Annotated in this window: 22 protein-coding genes; 6 read left to right on the top strand and 16 right to left on the bottom strand. The window is 40.5% G+C overall.

Annotated features, from left to right (window positions below):
* Positions 1–21: 21 nt before the first annotated feature.
* From tamA to A6B40_RS02225, 3 genes are read right to left on the bottom strand one after another with little or no spacing between them, the layout of a single operon-like run.
* Positions 22–1,890, bottom strand: coding sequence for an autotransporter assembly complex protein TamA (tamA, locus tag A6B40_RS02215; RefSeq protein ID WP_025247827.1), 1,869 nt, complete (start codon positions 1,888–1,890; stop codon positions 22–24).
* Between the two features lie 9 nt (positions 1,891–1,899).
* Positions 1,900–2,760, bottom strand: a complete 861-nt coding sequence (locus tag A6B40_RS02220) for a divergent polysaccharide deacetylase family protein (RefSeq protein ID WP_025217483.1) — start codon at positions 2,758–2,760, stop codon at positions 1,900–1,902.
* Positions 2,761–3,915 carry a murein hydrolase activator EnvC family protein gene (locus tag A6B40_RS02225; protein WP_025217484.1) on the bottom strand — a complete coding sequence of 385 codons (1,155 nt, stop codon included), beginning with the start codon at positions 3,913–3,915 and terminating at the stop codon, positions 2,761–2,763. It lies immediately after the preceding gene.
* Positions 3,916–4,079: 164 nt separating this feature from the next.
* Between A6B40_RS02225 and A6B40_RS02230 the strand changes: the two genes are divergently transcribed.
* Complete coding sequence (locus A6B40_RS02230; RefSeq protein WP_025217485.1) at positions 4,080–4,763, top strand: 2,3-diphosphoglycerate-dependent phosphoglycerate mutase; 684 nt, start codon at positions 4,080–4,082, stop codon at positions 4,761–4,763.
* 72 nt (positions 4,764–4,835) lie between these two features.
* Here A6B40_RS02230 and frr read toward each other — a convergent pair whose 3' ends face one another.
* Together frr and pyrH are read right to left on the bottom strand one after the other, a co-directional pair.
* Positions 4,836–5,393: a ribosome recycling factor gene (gene frr / locus A6B40_RS02235; protein WP_025217486.1), complete on the bottom strand. Its 558-nt coding sequence runs from the start codon at positions 5,391–5,393 to the stop codon at positions 4,836–4,838.
* 48 nt (positions 5,394–5,441) lie between these two features.
* Positions 5,442–6,158, bottom strand: coding sequence for a UMP kinase (pyrH, locus tag A6B40_RS02240; protein WP_025247829.1), 717 nt, complete (start codon positions 6,156–6,158; stop codon positions 5,442–5,444).
* 91 nt (positions 6,159–6,249) lie between these two features.
* Between pyrH and A6B40_RS02245 the strand changes: the two genes are divergently transcribed.
* On the top strand, positions 6,250–7,812 hold the full coding sequence (locus A6B40_RS02245) for a phosphoethanolamine transferase (protein ID WP_176671426.1): 1,563 nt from the start codon (positions 6,250–6,252) through the stop codon (positions 7,810–7,812).
* Between the two features lie 44 nt (positions 7,813–7,856).
* Here A6B40_RS02245 and tsf read toward each other — a convergent pair whose 3' ends face one another.
* Together tsf and rpsB are read right to left on the bottom strand one after the other, a co-directional pair.
* Positions 7,857–8,708, bottom strand: coding sequence for a translation elongation factor Ts (gene tsf, locus A6B40_RS02250; RefSeq protein ID WP_138317040.1), 852 nt, complete (start codon positions 8,706–8,708; stop codon positions 7,857–7,859).
* Between the two features lie 113 nt (positions 8,709–8,821).
* Positions 8,822–9,544, bottom strand: coding sequence for a 30S ribosomal protein S2 (gene rpsB / locus A6B40_RS02255; protein WP_025247832.1), 723 nt, complete (start codon positions 9,542–9,544; stop codon positions 8,822–8,824).
* 354 nt (positions 9,545–9,898) lie between these two features.
* Between rpsB and A6B40_RS02260 the strand changes: the two genes are divergently transcribed.
* The 4 genes from A6B40_RS02260 (at position 9,899) to A6B40_RS02275 (ending at position 14,349) form a co-directional block, all read left to right on the top strand.
* Positions 9,899–10,927 (top strand): Fe(3+) ABC transporter substrate-binding protein, encoded by a 1,029-nt coding sequence (locus A6B40_RS02260; protein ID WP_176671427.1) that lies wholly within the window; start codon positions 9,899–9,901, stop codon positions 10,925–10,927.
* Positions 10,928–11,046: 119 nt separating this feature from the next.
* Positions 11,047–12,693, top strand: coding sequence for an ABC transporter permease (locus A6B40_RS02265; protein WP_176671428.1), 1,647 nt, complete (start codon positions 11,047–11,049; stop codon positions 12,691–12,693).
* Positions 12,694–12,702: 9 nt separating this feature from the next.
* Positions 12,703–13,713, top strand: coding sequence for an ABC transporter ATP-binding protein (locus tag A6B40_RS02270; protein ID WP_025217493.1), 1,011 nt, complete (start codon positions 12,703–12,705; stop codon positions 13,711–13,713).
* A 9-nt stretch (positions 13,714–13,722) separates the two neighbouring features.
* Complete coding sequence (locus tag A6B40_RS02275) at positions 13,723–14,349, top strand: DsbA family oxidoreductase (RefSeq protein ID WP_176671429.1); 627 nt, start codon at positions 13,723–13,725, stop codon at positions 14,347–14,349.
* Between the two features lie 61 nt (positions 14,350–14,410).
* Here A6B40_RS02275 and A6B40_RS02280 read toward each other — a convergent pair whose 3' ends face one another.
* The 9 genes from A6B40_RS02280 to A6B40_RS02320 all read right to left on the bottom strand — a co-directional run bounded on the left by A6B40_RS02280 (position 14,411) and on the right by A6B40_RS02320 (position 24,949).
* Positions 14,411–15,901, bottom strand: coding sequence for a helicase HerA-like C-terminal domain-containing protein (locus A6B40_RS02280; RefSeq protein ID WP_176671430.1), 1,491 nt, complete (start codon positions 15,899–15,901; stop codon positions 14,411–14,413).
* A 23-nt stretch (positions 15,902–15,924) separates the two neighbouring features.
* Complete coding sequence (locus tag A6B40_RS02285) at positions 15,925–16,335, bottom strand: hypothetical protein (RefSeq protein ID WP_138317044.1); 411 nt, start codon at positions 16,333–16,335, stop codon at positions 15,925–15,927.
* A gap of 13 nt (positions 16,336–16,348) precedes the next feature.
* On the bottom strand, positions 16,349–17,590 hold the full coding sequence (gene rhlB / locus A6B40_RS02290) for an ATP-dependent RNA helicase RhlB (RefSeq protein ID WP_025217497.1): 1,242 nt from the start codon (positions 17,588–17,590) through the stop codon (positions 16,349–16,351).
* Between the two features lie 75 nt (positions 17,591–17,665).
* On the bottom strand, positions 17,666–18,388 hold the full coding sequence (gene recO / locus A6B40_RS02295) for a DNA repair protein RecO (protein WP_176671431.1): 723 nt from the start codon (positions 18,386–18,388) through the stop codon (positions 17,666–17,668).
* Positions 18,389–18,884: 496 nt separating this feature from the next.
* The gene (era, locus tag A6B40_RS02300) at positions 18,885–19,793 is read right to left on the bottom strand and encodes a GTPase Era (protein WP_025217499.1); all 909 of its coding nucleotides are present in this window, start codon (positions 19,791–19,793) and stop codon (positions 18,885–18,887) included.
* A 142-nt stretch (positions 19,794–19,935) separates the two neighbouring features.
* Positions 19,936–20,610 carry a ribonuclease III gene (gene rnc, locus A6B40_RS02305; protein WP_025247842.1) on the bottom strand — a complete coding sequence of 225 codons (675 nt, stop codon included), beginning with the start codon at positions 20,608–20,610 and terminating at the stop codon, positions 19,936–19,938.
* Positions 20,611–20,669: 59 nt separating this feature from the next.
* A complete protein-coding gene (gene lepB / locus A6B40_RS02310) occupies positions 20,670–21,629 on the bottom strand; it encodes a signal peptidase I (RefSeq protein ID WP_176671432.1) in 960 nt (319 codons plus the stop codon).
* Between the two features lie 114 nt (positions 21,630–21,743).
* Positions 21,744–23,537, bottom strand: coding sequence for a translation elongation factor 4 (lepA, locus tag A6B40_RS02315; RefSeq protein ID WP_176672307.1), 1,794 nt, complete (start codon positions 23,535–23,537; stop codon positions 21,744–21,746).
* 176 nt (positions 23,538–23,713) lie between these two features.
* Positions 23,714–24,949: a Zn-dependent hydrolase gene (locus A6B40_RS02320; RefSeq protein WP_176671433.1), complete on the bottom strand. Its 1,236-nt coding sequence runs from the start codon at positions 24,947–24,949 to the stop codon at positions 23,714–23,716.
* Positions 24,950–25,011 lie beyond the last annotated feature (62 nt).

Raw genomic sequence — 25,011 nt, forward strand, 5'->3', positions numbered from 1 at the left:
AGTAAAATCGTACCGCTTGCATTAAATATCTGAGCCTAAACCAATGTAAATTTGGAAACCACGTTTATTATCTGGCGATTTTACAGGCATACCCACGTCAAATTTAATTGCACCAATAGGCGAAGCCCAGCGAACACCTAAACCTGTCCCGTGATGTAGTTGCTTTGTCTCAAATTTATTAGCTGCTAAGCCCACATCATAAAATGCCGCTCCCCACCAGTTCGGGTAAACTTGGTATTGGTATTCAAGAGTACCAGTAGCTAAATGAGAGCCACCCACACGCTTTCCATTTGCCGGATCTCTTGGTGAAATATCTTTATAGCCAAAACCACGTACACTCATATCGCCCCCCGCAAAAAAGCGTAAGGCAGGCGGTATGCGTTCAAATTGGTTTGCTTTCAAATAACCTAATTCTGCTCTTAAGTAGAAACGATGATTACCTGCATAAGTTCTCACAAACGAAGTAGAGGCTTTATAGCTATAAAAGTTAACATCAGAGCCAAATATTTTGCTGCCCCAATTTACAGTAAGTTTTTGACTATCCCCCCAAAGCGGATAAGGCTTACCATCAGTACGAGTACGGTTTAATGAGGCGGTTGGATAAACTAATAAGGTTTTAAATTTATCATTCGCTTGCGTAAAGGAATCATAACGAGCTCTTACACCAGCAGAGAATGACCAACCTGTTGTTCGAGTCCAAAAACGTTGTAAAGAAAAGCTTGCTGCTGTTGATTTAGTATCCTTCTGATCTTCATTTTCAACCGTACCTGATATTTGATAGTAATAGTGAAGCGGATCTTTTTTTAGTGGAATGTTGTAACCGAATTCAAATCTCTGCTCAGGGGCGGAAATATAAGTTCGGGTATCAATACTATGCCCCCTTTTATTTCGCCACGGTTTTTTCCAGTTAAATTGAAGACGAGGCCCTACCTCAGTTTCGTAACCGATACCAATTTCAACCTCATTTTTCTTTTTCGGTTGGAACAGCACGTTTAAATCTACCGTTTTATCTTGTTCATTGAGATGTGGTTCAACCATTACCGATGAAAACCAGTTACTGGATAAATAATCTTGGGTTAAGTTTGAAAGATCATTGGCAAAGTAATGCTCTCCTGAATTAATCTTCAGAATATTGCGTAAATATTCCTCCTTAATTTGGCTATCTACAAAATTAATTTGCCCGTAGCGATAGCGAATGCCACTATCATAGCCTAAACGCCAGTCGGCTTTATGATCAGTTGGGTAAACCTCTAAACGATGATAGAGCCAATGCCCGTCAAAATAACCTTTGCTGAAGGCATTACTTTCAATATTACCTTTAAAGTTTTCATAGGTTTTATGATTTAAACGAGAGCCTTGCTTGGGGGCTTTTTTGATAAGAGCCATAAAATCCTCATCATTTTTCGCCTCGCCTTGTAACACAATGTCGGTTTCATCAATTTTGACAGTCTCTTTATCTAGCTCTACATTCAGTACCAATAAAGGCTTCTTGCCACTTCTCGGCAGCTGCACAAATTGATATTGGCTATTATAATAACCCAACGCACGCAGGGCTTTATCCACTGTTGTCTGTACTAAATATTGATGGCGTTCTGACCCATCAGCATATTCATTCGAAATTTGGGCTAAATACAAATCAACATTTTTCTTTGCTTCTTTATCGTGAATGCCTTTGACTTCTAAATCTACTAAGGCTTCCAGTTTTTCTTCATCATCAAGATCGTCTGAGAGTGTATCTTCCAATTCACCAATTCTTTCTTGATCAACATCAGTAATTCTATCTTGTTGATTATTCTGAGCTTGTTCGTTAGTTTGTGGTTGTTCAGCCTGAGCCATAGATGCAAACGCCACTAAGCAACAAATAGTTAAAAAATGTAGTTTTGTTTTCATAATCGCCTTTTATCTTGGAATACCACGTAATAACGGAATACTTTCATAAGGGGGAATAGAACTTAATGCAGGTTCTTGCTCAAACAGCATAATAAGCGGTTTTTCCGGCACTACTTTTTCATTACGCCATAAAGTACCTATACCAATTAATTCAATATCAGCAGGTAAAGTAGCTAAATGTTGCTTCAAGATGGCAATGGTATTTTTGCGAGGGTGACCAATCACCACCGCAACACCATTTCTTCTCGCATACTGAATAGATTGTGAAAATTGCTTTTTTACATCAGCTAACTCATCACTGTCATCAAGGAAAATATTTCGCTCTAATGTTGGTATGCCAAATTCACGTGCAGTTTTAGCTGCTATACTATTACCAATCGTTTTACTATCTAAAAAGAAAAGTGACTGTTCTTTCAATACCTTCATTAAAGGTTGCATAGTAGCAACATCCGCAGTTGCCCCACTCCCTGTGTGATTATTTAAACCAATCGCATAAGGTACTTGACCACGAGAGTCTCCAATAAGTTTCCTAATTTTTTCTTCACCATCACCAATCTTGATACTATTTTTCTCAATAAACTGTCTGGATTTAGGCTCCATCGGCAAATGAATTAGAATATCACGCTTTTGTGCATAAGACTCTCTGGCCCTTTCTGTCGCATAAGGAGCATCAGGAATAATTGCCACACTCACTTCTTTAGGCAGCGATAAAATTTCCCGATCTTCTTTTACCCGATACCCAACATCATCAATAACAATAGCGATTTTTGCAGCTTGTGCAAGTGGTGCAAAAAGCAGAAAGAGTTGCAAAATCAGCGTAATTTGCAAAAAAGTCGTAAAATTTAACCGCTTGTAAATTTGTTTTAGCATCTATTTCACCAAATTTAACGGATTAACTGGTGTACCTTTGCGAGTTACGCCAAAATAGAGGGCCGGGCGACTTTGTCCACCTGTATTCCCCACTTTTGCAATCGCCTGCCCACCTATAACACGATTACCTTTACTCACCAAAATAGACTGGTTATAACCGTATAGGGAAATATCTCCATTGCCGTGATCAATCGCCACCATATTGCCATAACCTGCTAGCCATTGTGCCATAATCACACGTCCACTAGCCATTGCTTTTACTGACGTTCCAGCCGCAGCCCCAATCACTACACCGTGCCAGTTATTACCAAATTTAGTAATGATATTACCTGAAACAGGCATCATATATTTACCTGCATTAATAGGCGTACGATCAACTTTTTGCGTTTTATTAGCACCTGATGTTTTCTCACGCTGCTGCTCTCGCTTTTCCGCTTGTAAGGCTTCTCTTTGCGCTTTTTCTAATTGTTGTTTTAACGCTGCTTCGTTATTGCGTAAATTTTCTAAACGACTTTCGTCTTGCTCAAGGGTTTTATTTAGTGAACGTAAAGTACTTTCACGTTGACTTTGTACTTTCTTTAAATCTTTCTCTTGTTTTTTCTGCTCATTCAGTTGAGATTGGTGATCTTTTTGCTGACCTTTTAATTCACTACGTCTTGCCTTCAATTCATCCTGTGTTTTCCTAATTTCATTAATGGCATCAAGTCGCACATTATTCATATGCTCATAATATGCCGCCATTCTTTCTGCATTCTTGGCATCTTCCGACATTAAACGCTCTAACACTGATGGATTTACGCCCGAACGATAAGCAGAGTCTAACTGCTCTTTTAACCGTTCTTTTTGTTCTGTTTCTTGTTTTTCAAGTCGAGTAATTTCAGCTTCAGTATTTTTGATAGTTTGACGCACCTCACTTAACGACATTTCCGTTTTTTGTAGTTTATCTAACACTTTGCCCATCTCAACTTCTTGCGTTTTAAGAGTGGATTGCAGCTCTTTACGTTTTTGTTTCTGCTCGTTAATTTTTGAGGTTTGTTGTTGAATTTTTTGCTGAATCTGGTTGAGATTATTCGCAAAAGAAAGTGGCACGGCAGAGCCTATCACTCCACCGAAAATGACCGCCCAAGCGTAAGAATTTATGCGTTTCACAAACATACCTTTTAATCCAAAACATCAATAAGGCTATATTCTAATCGGTTATTTGCTTAAGATCAGCTTTTTAGTGAAAGAAATTAACTATCTATTTAAAAATGAAGCAAATTTTGTTATAAATAACGCAGTTTAATCCATTACTTTTTTACTCAAAATAAGGAGTTGTTATGAAATTAGTTTTTATCCGTCACGGTTTTAGTGAATGGAATGCAAAAAATTTATTTACAGGCTGGCGTGATGTAAATTTAACAGAACGTGGCATTGAAGAAGCAAAATCTGCCGGGCAAAAATTAAAAGAAGCAGGTTTTGAATTTGACATCGCATTCACTTCTGTTTTAACTCGTGCGATCAAAACCTGTAACATAGTGTTAGAAGAATCTAACCAATTATGGGTTCCACAAATCAAAAACTGGCGTTTAAATGAACGTCACTACGGTGCATTACAAGGTTTAGATAAAAAAGAAACTGCGGAAAAATACGGTGATGAGCAAGTTCACATCTGGCGTCGTTCTTACGATATTTCTCCTCCGGACTTAGACCCACAAGATCCAAATTCTGCTCATAACGACCGACGTTATGCAAACTTACCGAAAGATTTAATTCCAAATGCAGAAAACCTAAAAATCACCCTTGAGCGTGTATTACCATTCTGGGAAGACCAAATTGCTCCGGCGTTAATTTCAGGTAAAACCGTATTAGTAACTGCACACGGTAACTCACTTCGTGCGTTAGCAAAACATATCGAAGGTATTTCTGATGCGGACATTATGGATTTAGAAATCCCAACCGGTCAACCGTTAGTGTACGAACTGGATGACAACTTAAAAGTGATCAGCAAACGTTACTTATAATTTGTAAAGTTTTGATAAAAAATAACCGCTTGTAGTGATACAAGCGGTTATTTTTTGGGGAAATTTTACAAATTAGAAATCTAACAACTCTTTCTCTTTTGCAGCTAATACTTCATCCACTTTTTTGATGTAAGTATCAGTAATTTTTTGGATGTCTTCTTCCGCTTTGTGCTGTTCGTTTTCGCTGATTTCTTTATCTTTTAACAACGCTTTAATTTGGTCGTTTGCATCACGGCGTACGTTACGGATTGCAACCTTGCCTTGCTCGCCTTCTGCTTTCACAATTTTAATTAAATCACGGCGACGTTCTTCCGTTAATGGTGGAAGTGGAACACGGATAGTTGTGCCGGCAGATGATGGATTTAAGCCTAAATCTGAGGTTAAAATTGCTTTTTCTACCGCAGAAATTAATGATTTGTCGAATACATTTACCGCAAGAGTACGAGCATCTTCTGCTACTACATTAGCAACTTGACGTAATGGCGTTGCAGAACCGTAATATTCTACCTGAATAGCATCTAATAAAGACGGCTGAGCACGACCTGTACGAATTTTAGCAATATGACCTTTTAATGCTTCAAGGCTTTTTTCCATACGATCTTGTGTATCTTTTTTGATTTCATTAATCATTGATTGTTTATCCTTTTATTTAAAACAGAGTTAAAATGGGGAAATAAATTATTCAGAAATAGTTGTGCCTTCTTCGGTGCCGAATACCACTTTACGCAATGCACCTGGTTTTCCCATATTGAATACACGGATTGGCATTCCATGATCGCGAGCAAGAGTAAATGCAGCTAAGTCCATTACTTGTAATTCTTGCTCGATAACTTCAGCATAGGTTAATTGATTAAACAGTTTAGCATCTTCAAATTTTGCCGGATCTTTGTCGTAAACACCATCTACTTTTGTTGCTTTTAACACTACATCTGCTTCAATTTCAATACCACGCAAACAAGCCGCTGAATCCGTGGTAAAGAATGGGCTACCAGTACCCGCTGAGAAGATCACAACACGTTTTTCACGCAACATTTTGATTGCTTCAGACCAGTTGTAAGTATCGCAAATTCCGTTTAATTGGAATGCAGACATTAATTTTGCATTCACCTCTGCACGATGTAGAGCATCACGCATTGCTAAGCCATTCATCACGGTTGCCAGCATTCCCATATGATCGCCTACTACACGGTTCATACCCGCTTTTGCTAATTTCGCCCCACGAAATAAGTTACCGCCGCCAAGTACAACACCGACTTCAACGCCTTCTTCAAGCAACTCTTTAATTTCTAGTGCCATACGATCTAAAATCGATGGGTCGATACCAAAACCTTCATTGCCTTGTAAGGCTTCGCCGCTTAATTTGAGTAGAATTCGCTTGTAAATAGGTTTGCTCATTTTTTTGCCTCTTAACTGTATGGACTAAACACAAAATTACGTTATTATAGAACAATCCATTCCAACGATAAACCGAAAAATTTTAACAAAAATGAGAAAAAAACAAATTTTTGGCATCATTATTGCACTTTTACTCGCCATTATTGCGAGTTATTTAATGCTTATTGGCTCAGGCTTTTTTCCTACACCTACCCTTTTTGAAATTCTGTTCGGGGTATTCCTAATTATTATCCTAGCCAGTTCCAGATGGACTTATTATGCTTTACTACTACCAATTAGTATTGCTTATGCCTTTTACACGCCTATTGGGCTTAATTTTGGCAAGCCGACCTATGAATATATTGCTTCTGTATTCGCAACCGATATGATGGAGAGTAAAGAGTTTCTCTCTCAACTTTCCATCTTGCATATTTTCGCAGGAATAGTGATTGTGCTAGCGGTCTTTTTTTTCAAAAAAATTACCAATACTTATCAGATCCATTTTTTGAAAAATAAAACTTTCGTCATAGTTGCTTCTCTTTTAATGTTAGTTCAACTTGCTCCATTTAAATTTTTCCAAGAGTTTGTCAGTTCAGGCACCAAAGTCGCAAAAGAGTTGGAGCAATTAAATAATTTAACCTTAGAATCCCAATGGGGAGAATCCAAGCTTGGTGAAAACGCAAAATATGATGATTACGTGCTAATTATGGGTGAAAGTGCGAGGAAGGATTATCACCATGCCTACGGCTACCCTATTCCTAACACGCCTTTTATGAGCTCGGCAAATGGTACACTTGTTGATGGTTTAACCTCTGGTGGTACAAATACGATTGCCTCACTACGTTTAATGCTAACTAAACCTGATACGGAAAAATGGGAAGCGAATTATGGGCTAACACTGGTTGATTTAATTAAATCGGCGGGTATTAAAACTTATTGGATTTCTAATCAAGGTTACTTAGGTAATTATGATACGCCTATTTCTTCTATTGGAAATAAAAGTGATGTGAAAATTTTTACTAAATCGGGCAGTTCCTTAAATACTAATGTGAGCGATTTTGAGCTACTCCCACATTTTGGACAAGTTATTGAAGAACCGACACAAGGCAAACGTTTTATTTTCTTACATTTATACGGCTCACACCCGATTACCTGTGATCGCTTAATTGATTATCCAAAAATATTTGATGATGGAAAGTTACCTAAACGATATTTTAATGTGAATTGCTATATTTCTTCCATTAAAAAAACAGATGAATTGCTAAAACGTGTATATGATCTGCTAGTGAAAAATTATGAAACAAATCAACGCTCTTTTTCAATGATTTATTTATCTGATCACGGTTTATCCCACGAAATATCTAAAGATAATATTGTGATTCAAAACGGTAAAGATAGAAGTAAATTACACTACGATATTCCACTATTTAAAATCTCAAGTGATGATATCAAAAGGAATATGTATAAAACCTTTAAATCGGGGCTGAATTTTACTAATGGTATTGCAAATTGGATTGGCATTGAAAATCCATTATTAGATAAAGAGCTTGATCTCTTTAATAATAAGTATGATCCAAGTGATTATGGATTGAAGAAAATGATTGAAGCTGATGGTAGTATTGATGACCCTGCAGTACTAATTCCTAAAAGTCATTTATATAAATCAACAAAATAAAAAAGCAGGCTTTAGCCTGCTTTTTATACATCTAATGATGAAGATTAAGCGTTACCGCCAGTAATTTTAGCTACTTCTGCAGCAAAATCTTCTTCTACTTTTTCAATACCCTCACCCACTTCTAAACGAATGAAGTTAGAAACAGAAGCGCCTACTGATTTTAAGTATGCACCTACAGATTGTGATGGATCCATTACAAATGGCTGACCAGTTAATGAAACTTCGCCAGTGAATTTCGCCATACGACCCTCAACCATTTTCTCTGCGATTTCTTTTGGTTTACCAGAGTTCATTGCGATCTCAATTTGGATTTCACGTTCTTTAGCAACTACATCAGCAGAAACATCTTCCGGGTTTACGAATTCAGGTTTGCTTGCAGCAACGTGCATTGCAACTTTCTTAAGTTCATCTTCAGAACCTGTACCTGCTACTAATACACCAATTTTCGCACCGTGTAAGTATTGAGCAATTACTTCGCCTTCTAAGTATTGAACACGACGAATATTCATATTTTCGCCGATTTTCGCAACTAATGCCGCACGTTTTTCTTCAAATTGTGCTTGTAATGCTTCGATATTTGTACCTTTATTTGCTGCTGCAAAATCTGCAACTTCGTTTGCTAATTCTAAGAAACCAGCATCTTTTGCTACGAAGTCAGTTTCACAGTTCATTTCAACTAATACGCCGAAACCTGATGCAATACGAGCAAGGATTACACCTTCAGCAGCTACACGACCTGCTTTTTTAGCTGCTTTAGCTTGACCAGATTTACGCATATTGTCGATCGCTAATTCAATATCACCGTTCGCTTCTACTAATGCTTTTTTACATTCCATCATACCAGCGCCGGTACGTTCACGAAGTTCTTTAACTAATGATGCTGTAATTTCAGCCATTTTACTATTCCTCTAAGATGATTTTTAATACGATAAAAGCAGAGGTTTTCACCCCTGCTCTCAAATGATAATCAAATGATTAAGGGCTATGCCTTATCGTTTGCCTAGTACGATTACTCTGCTGCAGCTTCTTCAGCTTCAACTTCTTTCGCTTCAACGCCACGACCTTCTTTGATTGCAGCAACTGCTGAATCTAAGTAAAGTTGGATCGCACGTGTTGCGTCATCGTTACCTGGAATGATGTAATTAACGCCATCTGGAGTTGAGTTAGTATCAACAATCGCAAATACTGGAATACCTAAGTTGTTTGCTTCTTTGATTGCGATATGTTCGTGATCAGCACCGATAACAAAAATTGCATCTGGTAAGCCGTTCATATCTTTAATACCGCCTAAGCTTAACTCTAATTTCTCTAACTCACGAGTACGCATTAACGCTTCTTTTTTAGTGATTTTGTCAAAAGTGCCGTCTTGAGTTTGAGTTTCTAAATCTTTTAAACGTTTGATTGATTGACGTACTGTTTTCCAGTTAGTCAACATACCACCTAACCAACGGTGGTTAACGTAGAATTGTTGGCTCTCTACTGCCGCTGCCTTAACTGCTTCTGACGCTGCACGTTTTGTACCAACGAATAAAATTTTACCGTTGTTAGATGCAATGCGAGTTAATTCCGCCAATGCTTCGTTGAATAATGGTAAGGTTTTTTCTAAGTTGATAACGTGAACACCATTACGAGCACCGAAAATGAATGGTTTCATTTTTGGGTTCCAGTAACGAGTTTGGTGACCGTAGTGAACGCCTGCGTTAAGCATATCGCGCATAGAAACTTGTGCCATAAGAATTTTCCTTCAAAGTTGTTTGTTTTGCCACTTATGAACGGCAAAACGGGGTTTAGCCTCCACATATCCTAGAAAATCGATCTTCATTCAAAGACACCCCAATTTCTAGCTTATGATATGTGTGTGTTTTAGTGTTAAAAAATAATAAATGTTTACGTTTTCTATCTTCATAGACAAAAAACGGCAAGTATTATGCCAAAAAACAAACAATTTGCCAATGACTTTCTTCTTTGATTTGAGAATTAATAAATCACACTAAACAAAAACCGTTCTCATTATTGACTAAAAAAATAAGTGCCTTTAGAATTGCCAACATTACTATGCAAAGTCAATAATCAAAGGAGACTCTCAATGAAAAAAACACTTTCTGCACTTGCCATTGCTGTTGCTACATTTGCTTCAACTTCTGCACTTGCGGCTGATGAGGTCAATGTTTATTCATACCGCCAACCCTACTTAATTGAGCCAATGCTGAAAAACTTTGAAAGAGACACCGGCATTAAAGTGAATGTGATCTTCGCTGACAAAGGTTTAGTCGATCGTGTGAAACAAGAAGGCGAATTAAGCCCTGCTGATGTGCTTTTAACCGTGGATATCGCTCGTGTAATGGAAATTGTGAATGCGGGTCTTGCTCAAAAAATTGACTCTGAGGTATTAGAGAAAAATATCCCTGCACAATTCCGTGATTCTAACGACCAATGGTTTGGTTTAACCACACGTGCTCGTGTAATCTACACCTCAAAAGATCGTGTAGGCAAATTACCTGCCGGTTTTGATTACTTAGATTTAGCAAAACCTGAATATAAAGGCAAAGTTTGCGTTCGTTCGGGTAAAAACTCTTACAATGTATCCCTCTTTGCGGCGATGATTGAACACTACGGCATCGAGAAAACCAAAGCATTCTTAGAAGGTTTAAAAGCAAACCTTGCCCAAAAACCGCAAGGTGGCGACCGTGATCAAGTAAAAGCAATCAAAGAAGGGCTCTGTGATTACTCTATCGGTAACAGCTACTACTACGGTAAAATGTTAGATGATGAAAAACAAAAATCGTGGGCTGAAGCGGCGGTAATTAACTTCCCTAGCGGTGAGTACGGCACACACAAAAACATCAGCGGCGTAGTCATTGCGAAACACTCGCCGAACAAAGCAAATGCGGTGAAATTAATCGAATACCTCAGTGGTGAAAAAGCACAAGGTTTATATGCTGAGCTTAATCACGAATACCCAGTAAAAGAAGGTATTGAGCCATCTGCTATCGTGAAAGGTTGGGGAACATTCACAACTGATACAATCAAACTTGAAGATATCGCGAAACACTATGAAGCGGCATTAAAATTGGTTGATGAAGTGAAATTTGACGATTTCTCTGAGAAAAAATAATCAACCAACAAGCGGTCATTTTTCCACAAAAATTTGCAAAATTTTGCTAAAATACGACCGCTTGCGAAAGGACGCATTTTGCGTCCTTTTATTTTTATGGAATAACAGGCTTAAAGAAAATGCGATCACAACTTTGCTGGAAAAGTATTGCAGCTCTCAGCACTTTTATTGTTTTACTTCCACTTCTCGCTATTGGCTATCACGCATTGCAAGGAGACAGTGAAAACCTTTCCCATCTTTGGCAAACAATGTTGCCAATCTATCTGAAAAATTCAACATTATTAGTTTTAGGAACGGTATTTCTCGCCTTAATTTTTGCTCTGCCTACCGCTTGGATTGTGGCTAATTATCGCTTTTGGGGGCGAAGAACTTTGCAATGGCTACTTTGCTTGCCTCTTGCAATGCCTGCTTATTTAATCGCCTATTTATACACTGATTTATTAGATTACTCAGGGGCTTTTCAAGGCTGGTTGCGTAGCCTGTTTGGCTGGACTAGACCACAAGATTATTGGTTTCCTCAAATTCGTACGCTGTATGGAGCGTGCTTTGTGCTGGCATTAGTGCTGTATCCGTACATTTTCTTATTAGTACGAGTGGCATTATTAGAGCAATCTGAAAACTTAACTCATAGTGCAAAAATGTTAGGGGCATCTCCTGCCCAACTCTTTCGCCGTATTACTCTGCCATTAATTCGTCCTTCTATCGCCGTAGGTATGGCATTAGTCGCAATGGAAACGTTGGGCGATTTTGGTACTGTTGCCTATTTTGCTGTGCCAACGCTAACTACCGCAATTTATGATTCTTGGCTAGGCTACCATGATCTCGGCACAGCTAGCCAAATTGCAATCTTTATGTTGCTGATGATTTTCCTCTTTTTAAGTTTGGAACAATACAGCCGCCGCAAGCAAAAAAGTTATCAACGCGGCTATGAGAAAAAATCCGCATTTAAATCTTTAACCGGCTGGAAATTAACATTAGCCCTGACTTGGTGCTGGGGCTTATTAGCGTTAGCCTTTTTCATTCCGTTTGGCAGATTGCTCTATTGGGCATACGACTATTTCGAACAAGCATGGAATTTAGACTTTATTCAATTTTCGCTTAATAGCTTAAAAGTCTCAATTATCGCCTCCGTGATAACGGTATTCATTGCTCTGTTGCTCCATTTTGCTAAACGCTTAAATACTCGCAAAATTTTAGTCAAAAATAACCGCTTGTCATTACAATTAGCCTCACTTGGCTATGCGGTGCCGGGAACAGTATTGGCAATTGGATTACTTTCTCCTTTAACATTTGCCGATCATCAACTCCACGCTTGGCTAAAAAGCCTTGAATTATCACCTGTTGGATTGATTTTTTCAGGCTCACTCTTTGCATTAGTATTGGCTTATACCATCCGATTTTTAGCAATGGCAATTGGCAGCCTTGAAACCTCACTAAATAAAATTTCGCCCTCACTGGATATGGCAAGCCAAACGCTGGGTAAAAACGGCATCGCAATGTTAGCAAAAATCCATATCCCATTGATTTATAAAGGTATTCTTACTGCCGGATTGATGGTTTTTATTGAGAGTATGAAAGAGCTAAACGCTTCTCTACTACTCCGCCCGTTTAACTTTGATACACTCGCAACCTACGTGTTTACCTTTACATCAGACGAACAACTTGAGCGTGCAGCACTTCCAGCGATTGTGCTAGTATTAGTTGGGTTATTACCTGTTATTTGGCTGACTAGATCGCTTATTTCGCAGTCGGAAAAGGAAAGATAAAGGAATTTTATGTCTGTTTTAACTATCAATAATCTAAATCTTAATTTCGGCAGCACAACAGTTTTAAAAAATCTCCATCTAGCTGTAAACCAAAATGAAATTATCTGTCTGCTTGGTGCCAGCGGCTGCGGTAAAACTACTTTACTGAAAGCGATTGCAGGCTTGTTGCCGATTGAACAAGGCGATATTCATCTTGCGGGGCAATGCTTAAAAAGCAAAGCGGTGGAAGAACGTAAAATCGGGCTAATTTTCCAAGATTACGCTCTATTTCCACATTTAACGGTGGCGGATAACATTCAGTTTGGATTATCTAAACTACCAAAAGATCAGCAAAAAACCATTACAGAAAAAATGCTTTCCGTTGTGCATTTACAAGGTTTTGAGAACCGTTTTCCACACGAGCTTTCAGGCGGGCAACAACAACGGGTGGCAATTGCCCGAGCGTTGGCGTGCCAGCCTGAGTTGTTATTGTTAGACGAGCCATTTTCCAACATTGACAGCCAAACTCGCTATACGATGATTCAAGAGATCAAACAGATCTTAAAAAGCCAAAATGTGCCAGCTATTTTTGTCACACATAGCAAAGAAGAAGCCTTTGCCTTTGCTGATAAAATTGCCGTGATGGATCAAGGGAAAATTGTTCAATTTGGTAAGCCAAACGAGCTATATCATTCTCCAGTTAATCCATTTGTGGCAGATTTTTTAGGTGGCACAAACTACCTGAACTGTAATGTAACGGAAGACAAAGTGCTGTGTAGCCCAATTGGCGAGTTTCGTCTTTTCCCTGAAATGGAAGTCCAAAAAGGACGCTATCGCTGGCTGCTTCGCCCAGAGCAGATCATCTTAAAACCAAACGAGCTTGGTTTAGGCACTGTGGTAGGTAAACTATTTTTAGGCTTATATTACCGCTATCAGGTTGAAATTAAAGGGATTGAAATAGTCACTTACCAGTCTCAAGAACTCAAAATTGGCGAGCAGGTGGAAGTAGGCTTCCAAGTAAGAGAGTTTATCCTATTTTAAGGAGATAATATGAAAATTGAAGTTTGGTCAGATTACGCTTGCCCGTTTTGCTACATCGGTAAACGTCATTTAGAGCAGGCATTAGCCCAATTTGAGGGCGAAGTTGAAGTGGTTTTCCGAGCCTTTGAGCTTGACCCACACGCAAATGGGGAACCAGAGGGTGATATTCAGCAACGTTTAATGCAGAAATATCAAAAAACAGTTGAACAGGCTGATGAAATGATTAGCTATGTGGAAGAAGCTGGAAAGCAGGCAGGATTAGATTTGCGTTACCGAACTACCCAATACACTCGCACCTTTGAGGCTCATCGCTTGGCAAAATTTGCTGAAACTAAAGGTTTGGGTAAAGCAATGATTGAACGTTTATTCAGAGCCTATTTTACCGATAACACCATTTTAGCTAAACGCACCGAGCTGATTGGTTTAACCTTAGAGATCGGCTTAGATCGTGATGAAGTGGCTCAACTGCTTACGGGCGATGATTTCGGGCATGAAGTGCGAGAAGATGAACGTGTGGCTCATAAATATGGTATTCACAGCGTGCCATTTTTCGTGATTGATGAAAAACTCGGCGTATCAGGAGCTCAACCACCAGAAGTGTTGCTCAATGCCATCAAACAAGCATTGCAAAAATAATCTGAAAAAAGACCGCTTGTAACGAATAACAAGCGGTCTTTTTCTTTTCAAAATCTGCAAATTACTTTTTAGTAATCGCCCCTAAAATGCCACGCATAATTTGCTTGGTTACTTGGTTGCGTAAATTTCTGCCGACAGAATGAGCTACTTGACTAACCACTTGCTCGGTAATAGATTGATCTTTTTTCTTCTTCGAACCAAAAATTGAAGAGATAATGCCACCTAAGAAATCATTATTTTCTTCTTCCGCTGCAGCTTGCTCGGCTTTCACTTGTTCAGCTTTAGCATTAAGCAATTCAAACGCAGATTCATTATCTACATACTGACTGTAGTGATGATACAGATCATCTTGCTTAACTAAAGCATCACGTTCGCCTGTCGCCAATGAAGCTAACTGGCTTTTCGGTGGATAAATATAAGCAATTTCAACAGGGGTTGGCATACCTTTTTCATCTAACACCGAAACCAACGCTTGCCCCACACCAAGTTGAGTAATAGCTTCTACTACATTTACCTCTTTATTGGCACGGAAGGTCTCCGCCGCTGATTTCACTGCTTTTTGATCACGAGGTGTGAAAGCTCGCAAGGCGTGTTGAATACGATTACCGAGCTGCCCTAGCACAGAATCGGGCAAGTCGAGTGGGTTTTGCGTAACAAAATAAACCCCAACGCCTTTAGAACGAATTAAGCGAACCACCTGTTCAATTTTATCTACTAATGCTTTAGGGGCATCATCAAATAATAGATGAGCTTCATCAAAGAAAAGCACAAATTTTGGTTTTTCAGGATCGCCAACTTCAGGTAAATTTTCAAACAGTTCTGCCATAAACCACAGTAAGAATGCACCGTACATTCTTGGCGAATTAATTAATTTTTCCGAATTTAAAATATTGATTACGCCACGCCCATTGCGGGTTTGCATCCAATCGTGTAAATCTAGTGCAGGTTCGCCAAATAAATTATCCGCCCCTTCGTTTTCAAGTCTTAATAATGCACGTTGAATAGCTCCTACACTTGCTGCTGATACATTGCCGTATTCTACTTGGAATTCTTTCGCATTACCTGCTACAAATTTAAGTAAGGCACGCAAATCTTTTAAATCAATCAACAACAATCCACGATCATCTGCTACACGGAAAACAAGATTTAATAAGCCTTCTTGCGTATCGTTTAAGTTAAGTAAACGGGAAAGTAGCATCGGTCCCATTTCTGAAATCGTAGTACGAAGTGGAATACCGGATTCACCAAACACGTCCCAAAATGAGACAGGATAACCGCTTAAGTAATCCTCGCCACCTAAGTTGAACATCTCAATACGTTCTGCAATTTTTCCGGAAAAACTGCCCGCTTGTACCAAGCCTGAAAGATCGCCTTTGACATCCACTAAAAACACCGGCACTCCATCATCACTAAAAGCTTCCGCTAATTTTCGTAAAGTAACCGTTTTACCTGTACCGGTTGCCCCCGCCACTAAACCGTGTCGGTTCGCCATTTTTGCGTTAAGTGAGATGACTTTGCCCGATTCTGTTTGAGCAATATTATATAACCCCATATTTGATTCTCTTTTGTCTAAAATTAACTTTTAATGCCAATGCGGAAACCTCTTTCCCAATTATTATAATAATGGGAAGGTAGATCTTTTACATTATAGCCACAATATCTGCTTCGTTGTTCTAGCATTTGGTTTTTCTGTGCACGGAATGATTTTCCAACACGATAGCCATCTAAATACCAATCATCGCTATCTTTACAAGCGGTCGTATTTATTCGTTTATTTACAACTGTTTGATTAACTATAGGTAATTTATTTTGACTAGCTTTAACTGTCGGATTTAATGTTATATTACGCTCTTTTTTCGTTGTAATCTTAGCTGATGAATGGCGATTAACCGATTCTGCAGAAGATAACCAATCTTCCTCAAACTGTTCTAAGTTCTTACAGCCAGTCAGCAATACTAAGCAACATAGATATTTAACAAACTTCATCGTCTTCAGAGCTCTATTTATTAACACCATTACGATTATTTTTCTTCGCCACAAAAGGATTTTTACCTCTTGGACGATTTACTTTCGGCACATCAAGTAAAGATTCTTTATCATATTGGCTAACCGGAATTTGATGCCCGATATACTCTTCGATAGCCGGTAAATTCACCGCGTAACGCTCACAAGCAAAACTGATGGAATGCCCGCTCTCCCCTGCTCGCCCTGTTCTACCAATACGATGGACGTAATCTTCTTTATCATCAGGCAAATCGTAATTAAAAACGTGCGTTACATCCGGAATATGCAAACCACGAGCTGCGACATCCGTAACGACTAAAATATCCAAATTGCCTTTGGTGAAATTATCCAGCAATGAAAGGCGTTTTTTCTGCGGAATATCACCGGTCAGCATTCCGACCCGATGCCCGTCCGCTAACAAATATTGCCAAATTTCCTCGCATTTATGTTTAGTGTTAGCGAAAATCATACAGCGATCCGGCCACTCTTCTTCCAACAACGTCAGCAATAACGCCATTTTATCTTCATTAGACGGGTAGAAAAGCTCCTCTTTAATACGATGGCCAGTGCGTTGCAACGGCTCAATTTCGATATATTCGGCATTGTCCATATCTTCGTAAGCCAGCTCACGCACTTTTGGCGAAAGGGTGGCGGAAAACAGTAGCGTTAAGCGATCTTGCGGCTTCGGACATTTACGCATTAAGTAACGAATATCCTTAATGAAGCCAAGATCGAACATTCGATCCGCCTCATCAAGCACTACCACTTGAACTTTATCCAAATTGATAATGCCTTGTTTCACATAATCAATCACCCGACCTGTTGTGCCGACTAAAATATCCACGCCTTTTTCGATTTCTTGTAGCTGTTTATCGTAGCCATCACCGCCGTAGGCAAGGGCGAGTTTCAGATCAGAATGCTGTAAAAAGAGCTGAGCATCAGCCCCGATTTGCACCGCCAATTCACGAGTTGGGGCTAAAATTAACGCTCTTGGCTGATTTTTCGCTGTTTCAACTTCGTTATTCAGTAAATGGTTGAAAGTCGCCACCAAAAATGCCAGCGTTTTCCCCGTTCCTGTTTGAGCTTGCCCTGCAATATCATTTCCATAAAGCGTAATGGGGAAAGTTTTGGCTTGAATTGGAGTGCAAAATTCAAAGCCCTTGCTGTCCAACGCATTGAGAACATTGGCGTGAATCGGGAAATCAATGAAACGATGTTCAGTAAGATGATTTGACATAATATTTCCTTGGAATAATCGTTATTTCTGCAAGCGGTTATATTCTACTCAAAATTTGCAAAAAGTTTAATAAATTCAACCGCTTTTAAGTTTGTTAGGCAAGATAGATTGAAAAAGTTCACGGCTTTTTAACGGTTGTGATCCTAAATAGGGTTTGAGTGCAATGCGAGTAAAGCGTTTTGCTGCCTGTTGGGTTGATTTTTCGGAAAAATCCAACTCGGCGAAAGCGAGTAAATCACGCCCAAGAAAACGATTGTTGTTTTGTAATAACGAGGCGATAAAGCCCTCGTTTTCGCTAAATTGGTAGCTCATTTCGGGCTCAACCGGCAAGCCTGTGGCGGTACAATGGGTGAAATCCACACCATAGCCCAACGCTTTTAAAGTATGAAATTCAAAGGTGCGTAAAATCGGCTCAATCTCAGATTGCGTGGCGAGTTGTGTGACACACACTAAATAATGCTGAAACAGTTCTGGATAAGCGGTCTGATTTTCCAACACTCTTGCAAGCACCTCGTTAATATAAAAACCGCTATAAAGCGACAACGTATTCATCGGCAACGTCAATGCCGCCGGCTCTGCTTTGGTAAGCGTTTTTAGATCCCCCTTGCCAGTCCAACGGATCAATAACGGCGTAAACGGCTGAAGCACTGCTTTCAACGGCGAACGAGCCCGCCTCGCCCCTTTCGCCAGCAAGGTAATCCGCCCGTGGTGTTCGGTGAAGAACTCCACTAATAAACTGCTTTCGCTGTATTCACGGCGGTGCAACACGAAAGCACGGTGCCATTGGTCTGTTGTCATAAATCCTTATTGTTACTTTCTTTGCTTCGCCACAAAACATTTATGTTTTGAACGTTGGCTTTGCCAACGGCACGAAGTGTGAGCGTAGCGAATAAAGAAAGTAACCAAAGAAAGGCGCCCCTACTTCACCGCTGATCTTCGCTTAGTTTGAATTTGCTTAACGGAAAAATTTATAACAAGCTTGCTTCGCAAGCTCAAACACTAAATTTTTCCTACAAATTCAAAGTCGCTCAGGTGGTTCAGAAGGGAACTTATTCGAGCGTTATTTTACAAAAATCGTCAAAAAAGCAACCGCTTGTAATGGCGGATCGGGTTCCCTTCTGAGTTGCCCGAACGACTTGAAATTTTTAGGAAAATAACCCGAACGAGAGCGAAGCGAACATCAGGGTTATTTTTCGTTAAGAAAATTTCAACAAAGTGAGGAACAGCAACGAAGCAGGGTGTGCTTTCTTTTGGTTACTTTTCTTTGCACAAGCAAAGAAAAGTGACAATATCATCACTCGTCCATATACCCCAAACTTCTCAACGCTCGTTCGTCGTCTGCCCAGCCGGCCTTAACTTTCACCCAGAGTTCAAGGTGGACTTGGTTATCGAATAGGCGTTCCATATCTTTTCGGGCTTCGATGCCGATGGTTTTAATTTTTTGGCCACCGGCTCCGATGACCATTTTTTTCTGTCCGTCACGTTCTACTAAAATCAAACCGTTGATTTCATACACACCACGTTCGTTCATTTTGAACTGCTCAATTTCTACTGTAACCGAATAAGGTAGCTCTTCGCCGGTGAAACGCATCAGTTTTTCACGGATAATTTCTGACGCCATAAAACGTTGGGAGCGGTCTGTGACATATTCTTCAGGGAAATGGTGCTCACCCGGACGGAGAGATTCACGCACGAATTTTTGTAAAATATGGACGTTTTTGCCACGCTGAGCCGAAATCGGGAGAATTTCCGCAAAATCGAATTTTTGTGAAAGCTCAGTAATATGCGGAAGTAGCTCTTCTTTTTCTTTGATGTTGTCGATTTTGTTGATCGCCAACAGCACCGGAGCTTTTGCCGAACGGAGTTTATTTAGCACCATTTCATCATCTTCCGTCCATTTTGTGCCTTCCACTACGAAGATGATTAAATCCACATCGCCAATCGCCGAGCTTGCCGCACGGTTCATTAAGCGGTTGATCGCACGCTTTTCTTCAATATGAAGCCCTGGGGTGTCCACATAAATCGCTTGGTATTGATCTTCGGTGTGAATGCCGACAATACGGTGGCGAGTGGTTTGGGCTTTGCGTGAGGTGATGGAGATTTTTTGTCCTAAAATTTTGTTCAGTAGCGTTGATTTCCCGACATTCGGGCGACCTACGATGGCAATAAAACCGCAGTAGGTTTTGGCTGTTTGTTCTGTCATTTTTGTTTTCCTTTCATTTAATTCCCCTCTTTAAGAAAAGAGGGGTTAGGGGAGATTTGATTACGATATCAATATTTCATATGAGCGTAATATTTATTCTGCCAAATCTCCCCCTGCCCCTCTTTGCTAAAGAGGGGAGTAACTATTTCTTTGTTTTGATCATAGCCAACACTTTCTCAGCCGCATTCTGCTCTGCCTTGCGGCGGCTGGTGCCGGTGCCGATAAAAACTTCCTCCACGTTAATCACCTTGCAAGTAACACGGAAAGTTTGGTTGTGGGCTTCGCCTTTAATATCTAACACATCATATTCCGGCAGCGGCAATTTTCTGCCCTGTAAAAATTCTTGCAGACGGGTTTTCGGGTCTTTTTGCGAGTCATCAGGGCTGATGTTTTTCAATAAGTCTGCATACCAATCCTGCACTTTTGCCATTGCGGTTGCCATATCTTGATCTAACGAGATCGCCGCAATAATGGCTTCTACGCAGTCGGAAAGAATGGACTCTCGACGGTGTCCGCCACTTTTGAGTTCGCCCGGACCTAATTTTAGATATTCACCTAAATCGAATTGGCGGGCAATGATCGCTAAGGTTTGTTCACGCACAAGGGTGGCACGCATACGGCTGAGTTCGCCCTCGTTTGCTTTCGGGAATTTGTCGTATAACGCTTTGCCGATGGTGAAGTTCAAGATCGAATCGCCCAAAAACTCAAGGCGTTCGTTATTTTTTGCCGCCGCACTGCGGTGGGTTAAGGCTTGGGTGAGGTAATCAAGGTTATGGAATTGATAACCTAATTTTTTCTGTAATCGTTCTAAGTGCATAAATTCTTTGTTTATTAATAATAACTTAGGGGCGAATTGCAATTCGCCCCTACACGACATTATTGAATAGCGGTAAACATTCTAGAGAAACGAAGTCCGGTTGGAAATTCATTCGCTTTTTTGTCTAAACTCAGCCAGATAAAGGTGGCTTTGCCGACAATATTTTGCTCCGGCACGAAGCCCCAGAATCGGCTGTCTTCGCTGTTATCGCGGTTGTCGCCCATTACAAAGTAATGTCCTTCCGGCACAACCCATTCGCCGTCAGCTTGCCCTGCTTGTTTGAAGAAGTAAGGAGCATAGTTAAACGCCATCGGGTTATTTAAAATTTGGTGGGTTACATCGCCTTTTTCGGTGCGTTCAATTTGCATTTCACCGTGGTAGAAGAAATCCGCATTCGGCTTGCCTTCGCTATATTCAAATGCTTGCACCTCGCCATTGGCTTTGGTTACGGTAAGCTGTTGATAAGCAAAATCGTATTTGATTTTATCACCGCCCACGCCCACAACACGTTTAATGTAATCCACGTGTGGTTGAGCTGGAGCTTTGAACACCACAATATCGCCACGTTCCGGCTTGCCGGTTTCAATCAGCGTGTTTTGCCAAATCGGATCTTTAATGCCGTAGTTAAATTTGTTCACCACTAAAAAATCGCCCACACGCAAGGTTGGCTCCATTGAGCCACTTGGGATTTGGAACGGCTCAAATAAGAATGAACGCAATACGGTCACAAAGAATAACACGCCGAACAACGAGGCAAAAAATTCACCTACCGCTGATTTTGGCTGAATTTCCGCCATTTCTTCTGCGGTTAATTCTCTGCCTAAACGCTTTTGTTGTTCGGCAATAGCCTGTTTGCGTCTTGGATCGGCACTGAATTTGTAGAATGCCCAAAAACCGCCGCAAATCAATACCAACGCCACTAAAATGATCGAAATGGTATTCGGCAGTTGCATTGAATCCAGCCATTTCCAAATACCGTAAATAATGCCTAGAAAAATAATCGGCATAAATTGTGCCATTTGATTTCCTCTTTTGTTTGGGGGGCGAATTGCAATTCGCCCCTACATTTTTTGCAAAAAATCCTGAAAATATGACCGCTTGCAAGCGGTTTGATTCCGCATTAATTTTGCAAATTACTCTTTGCCAACGTGTAAAATCGCTAAGAACGCTTCTTGTGGCACTTCTACGTTACCGAGGGATTTCATTCGTTTTTTACCCTCTTTTTGTTTTTGGAGAAGTTTCTTCTTACGGCTGACGTCACCACCGTAACATTTCGCCAATACGTTTTTACGCAACTGTTTAACCGTTGAACGAGCGATTACGTGGTTGCCGATAGCAGCTTGGATTGCGATATCAAATTGTTGGCGAGGAATTAGCTCTCGCATTTTTTCTACCAACTCACGCCCACGATAAGCTGCATTTGCACGGTGAACAATGATCGCCAAGGCATCAACACGCTCGCCGTTGATCATAATATCCACACGCACCATATCGGCAGTTTGGAAGCGTTTGAAGCCGTAATCCAATGAAGCGTAACCACGAGAGGTTGATTTCAAACGGTCGAAGAAGTCTAACACCACTTCGCCCATCGGGATTTCATAAGTTAAAGCGATTTGGTTGCCGTGGTACACCATATTGGTTTGCACGCCACGTTTTTCCACACAAAGGGTAATCACGTTACCCAAGAACTCTTGCGGCACAAGCATATTACACTCAGCAATCGGCTCACGAATTTCTGCAATATTGTTGATTGCAGGGAGTTTAGACGGGCTGTCCACATAAATGGTTTCGCCGTTGGTTTGCACGACTTCATACACTACGGTTGGAGCGGTGGTGATCAAATCCAAGTCGTATTCACGTTCTAAACGCTCTTGAATGATCTCCATATGCAACAAGCCTAAGAAGCCGCAACGGAAGCCGAAGCCTAACGCACTAGAAGTTTCCGGTTCGTAGAATAACGAAGCATCGTTTAGACTTAATTTACCTAAGGCATCACGGAAAGCTTCGTAATCATCTGATGAAATCGGGAATAAACCTGCATAAACCTGCGGTTTTACTTTCTTAAAGCCCGGTAACACTTCGGTGGCTGAATTGTGGTGGTGAGTTAAAGTATCGCCCACCGGCGCCCCTAAAATGTCTTTGATCGCACAAACCACCCAGCCCACTTCGCCGGTTTTTAATTCTGTGGTATCCACCTGTTTTGGTGTGAAAATACCTAAGCGATCCACATTGTAAGACTGCCCCGTGCTCATCACTTTGATTTTATCGCCTTTTTTCAGCACGCCGTTTTTTACACGCACTAAAGAAACAACGCCCAAGTAGTTATCGAACCAAGAGTCGATAATCAAGGCTTGTAACGGAGCTTCAGGATCGCCCTCCGGTGCAGGGATTTTCTTCACGATTTCTTCCAACACCAAATCAATGCCTAAACCGGTTTTTGCCGAACAACGCACCGCATCAATCGCATCAATGCCGACAATATCTTCGATCTCTTCTGCAACACGCTCAGGTTCAGCAGCTGGTAGGTCGATTTTGTTTAAAATCGGCACAACCTCAAGATCCATTTCGATTGCGGTATAACAGTTCGCCAAGGTTTGAGCTTCCACGCCCTGCCCTGCATCCACCACCAACAATGCCCCTTCACAAGCCGCCAGCGAGCGAGAAACTTCGTAGGAGAAATCCACGTGCCCCGGAGTGTCGATAAAGTTGAGCTGGTAAGTTTCACCATCGTTCGCTTTATAATTTAAGGTTACACTTTGGGCTTTAATGGTAATTCCACGCTCACGCTCAAGATCCATTGAATCCAACACCTGAGCTTCCATTTCACGGTCTGATAAGCCGCCACACGTTTGGATTAAGCGGTCTGATAAAGTCGATTTACCGTGGTCAATATGGGCAATAATCGAAAAGTTACGGATATTTTGCATTTTCATCGGGCAGTTAATGTCCTGTTTTGTTGTATGTTTATCAAAAAATTAATCGGGGAATTGTACTTGAAATGCACGGTTTTGCAAAGAGAAACAAATAGCGACAAGCGGTTACTTTTTCCTAAAAATTTACAAATTTCTTGGAAAAAATAACCGCTTGCTAAAAATGTAAAAAATCAGATAACTTCAGCTTGTTCTAAGATAGCTTGCTGCAGTACTCGAATACCTGCTTCAATATCTTTCCATTCGGTGAACTCAAGCGGGTTGTGGCTGACTCCTAAATGTGACGGCACAAACAGCATTCCCGTTGGGCAAAAGGTTGCCATATGCATAGCATCGTGCCCTGCTCCACTTGGCATAATTTCATAGCTGTAGCCGAGTTTTTCGGTTACTTGGGTTAAATGTTCCACAAGTTGCGTATCTAAAACGATAGGTTTATCTTTTGAGATAAGTTGTAGCTCAATACTCACTCCTCGTTTTTGCTCTACTTCTTGGATTTTAGCTTGTAACGCTCCAAAAACGGACTCCCTTGCCTCAGTATGCGTGCCACGAATATCGACCAATAATTCCGCATATCCTGGAACAACGTTCATCACACCAGGTTTTGCGGTTAAATTGCCTGCGGTTGCAACCGTTGAATGCCCTGCTTGAATGGCTGCTTGTTCTAATTCCAAAGCTAATTCCGCTGCACCAAGCAACGCATCACGCCGATAGTGCATCGCAGTTGCCCCTGAATGATCGGCTTGACCTTGTATTTTCACAATGCAACGGATAGGCGCTGCAATACCCGTTACAATGCCGATAGTTTTATGTTCATTTTCTAGTCTTGGGCCTTGCTCAATATGTAGTTCTAAAAAGCACTGAAAGTCTTCACTTTTACGTTTAGCTTGATTTATTTTGTTAAAATCCAAGCCAATAGCCGCTAGAGCTTGTTCTAGCCCTAATCCTTGCTTATCTCTCAGATGACTTAATGATGCTTGGTCAGCAACACCGCACATTACTTTACTACCTAAGGTAGCATAGTTAAACCGACTTGATTCTTCACAAGCAAAAATAATCAATTCGAGCGGATAACGGGTTTGGATATTCTGTTCACAAAGTTGAAAAAGGGTTTCCAGCCCAGCGATAGTGCCTAAAGTGCCGTCAAATTTGCCGGCATTCACTACCGTATCAATATGCGAGCCAAACGCAACGGCAGGAAGGTTGTTATCTTGCCCTTGTTTTCGGATAAACACATTACCAATAGGATCGATCTTTACCGAGAGATCATATCGCTTGCACAAATTAATCACATAATCTCTTGCTTTAATATCCTGTTCGGAAAATGCAAGTCGAGTTAATTCGCCATCAATTGATGTAAGTGTTGCTAAATCTGAAAAAATTTGTTGAATTCTTTGCATATTTATTGACATAAACTACCTCTTTTTTTAACCTAAAACAGATAAAATTATATACAATCCTAAAAGATGTAATA

This window comes from Mannheimia varigena, from assembly GCF_013377235.1.
Classification (GTDB): Bacteria; Pseudomonadota; Gammaproteobacteria; order Enterobacterales; family Pasteurellaceae; genus Mannheimia; species Mannheimia varigena.

Bases quoted from the DNA above. Each gene is read 5' to 3' on its own strand.
- tamA (WP_025247827.1), bottom strand. From the start codon at position 1,890: ATGAAAACAAAACTACATTTTTTAACTATTTGTTGCTTAGTGGCGTTT.
- A6B40_RS02220 (WP_025217483.1), bottom strand. From the start codon at position 2,760: ATGCTAAAACAAATTTACAAGCGGTTAAATTTTACGACTTTTTTGCAA.
- A6B40_RS02225 (WP_025217484.1), bottom strand. From the start codon at position 3,915: ATGTTTGTGAAACGCATAAATTCTTACGCTTGGGCGGTCATTTTCGGT.
- A6B40_RS02230 (WP_025217485.1), top strand. From the start codon at position 4,080: ATGAAATTAGTTTTTATCCGTCACGGTTTTAGTGAATGGAATGCAAAA.
- frr (WP_025217486.1), bottom strand. From the start codon at position 5,393: ATGATTAATGAAATCAAAAAAGATACACAAGATCGTATGGAAAAAAGC.
- pyrH (WP_025247829.1), bottom strand. From the start codon at position 6,158: ATGAGCAAACCTATTTACAAGCGAATTCTACTCAAATTAAGCGGCGAA.
- A6B40_RS02245 (WP_176671426.1), top strand. From the start codon at position 6,250: ATGAGAAAAAAACAAATTTTTGGCATCATTATTGCACTTTTACTCGCC.
- tsf (WP_138317040.1), bottom strand. From the start codon at position 8,708: ATGGCTGAAATTACAGCATCATTAGTTAAAGAACTTCGTGAACGTACC.
- rpsB (WP_025247832.1), bottom strand. From the start codon at position 9,544: ATGGCACAAGTTTCTATGCGCGATATGCTTAACGCAGGCGTTCACTAC.
- A6B40_RS02260 (WP_176671427.1), top strand. From the start codon at position 9,899: ATGAAAAAAACACTTTCTGCACTTGCCATTGCTGTTGCTACATTTGCT.
- A6B40_RS02265 (WP_176671428.1), top strand. From the start codon at position 11,047: ATGCGATCACAACTTTGCTGGAAAAGTATTGCAGCTCTCAGCACTTTT.
- A6B40_RS02270 (WP_025217493.1), top strand. From the start codon at position 12,703: ATGTCTGTTTTAACTATCAATAATCTAAATCTTAATTTCGGCAGCACA.
- A6B40_RS02275 (WP_176671429.1), top strand. From the start codon at position 13,723: ATGAAAATTGAAGTTTGGTCAGATTACGCTTGCCCGTTTTGCTACATC.
- A6B40_RS02280 (WP_176671430.1), bottom strand. From the start codon at position 15,901: ATGGGGTTATATAATATTGCTCAAACAGAATCGGGCAAAGTCATCTCA.
- A6B40_RS02285 (WP_138317044.1), bottom strand. From the start codon at position 16,335: ATGAAGTTTGTTAAATATCTATGTTGCTTAGTATTGCTGACTGGCTGT.
- rhlB (WP_025217497.1), bottom strand. From the start codon at position 17,590: ATGTCAAATCATCTTACTGAACATCGTTTCATTGATTTCCCGATTCAC.
- recO (WP_176671431.1), bottom strand. From the start codon at position 18,388: ATGACAACAGACCAATGGCACCGTGCTTTCGTGTTGCACCGCCGTGAA.
- era (WP_025217499.1), bottom strand. From the start codon at position 19,793: ATGACAGAACAAACAGCCAAAACCTACTGCGGTTTTATTGCCATCGTA.
- rnc (WP_025247842.1), bottom strand. From the start codon at position 20,610: ATGCACTTAGAACGATTACAGAAAAAATTAGGTTATCAATTCCATAAC.
- lepB (WP_176671432.1), bottom strand. From the start codon at position 21,629: ATGGCACAATTTATGCCGATTATTTTTCTAGGCATTATTTACGGTATT.
- lepA (WP_176672307.1), bottom strand. From the start codon at position 23,537: ATGCAAAATATCCGTAACTTTTCGATTATTGCCCATATTGACCACGGT.
- A6B40_RS02320 (WP_176671433.1), bottom strand. From the start codon at position 24,949: ATGTCAATAAATATGCAAAGAATTCAACAAATTTTTTCAGATTTAGCA.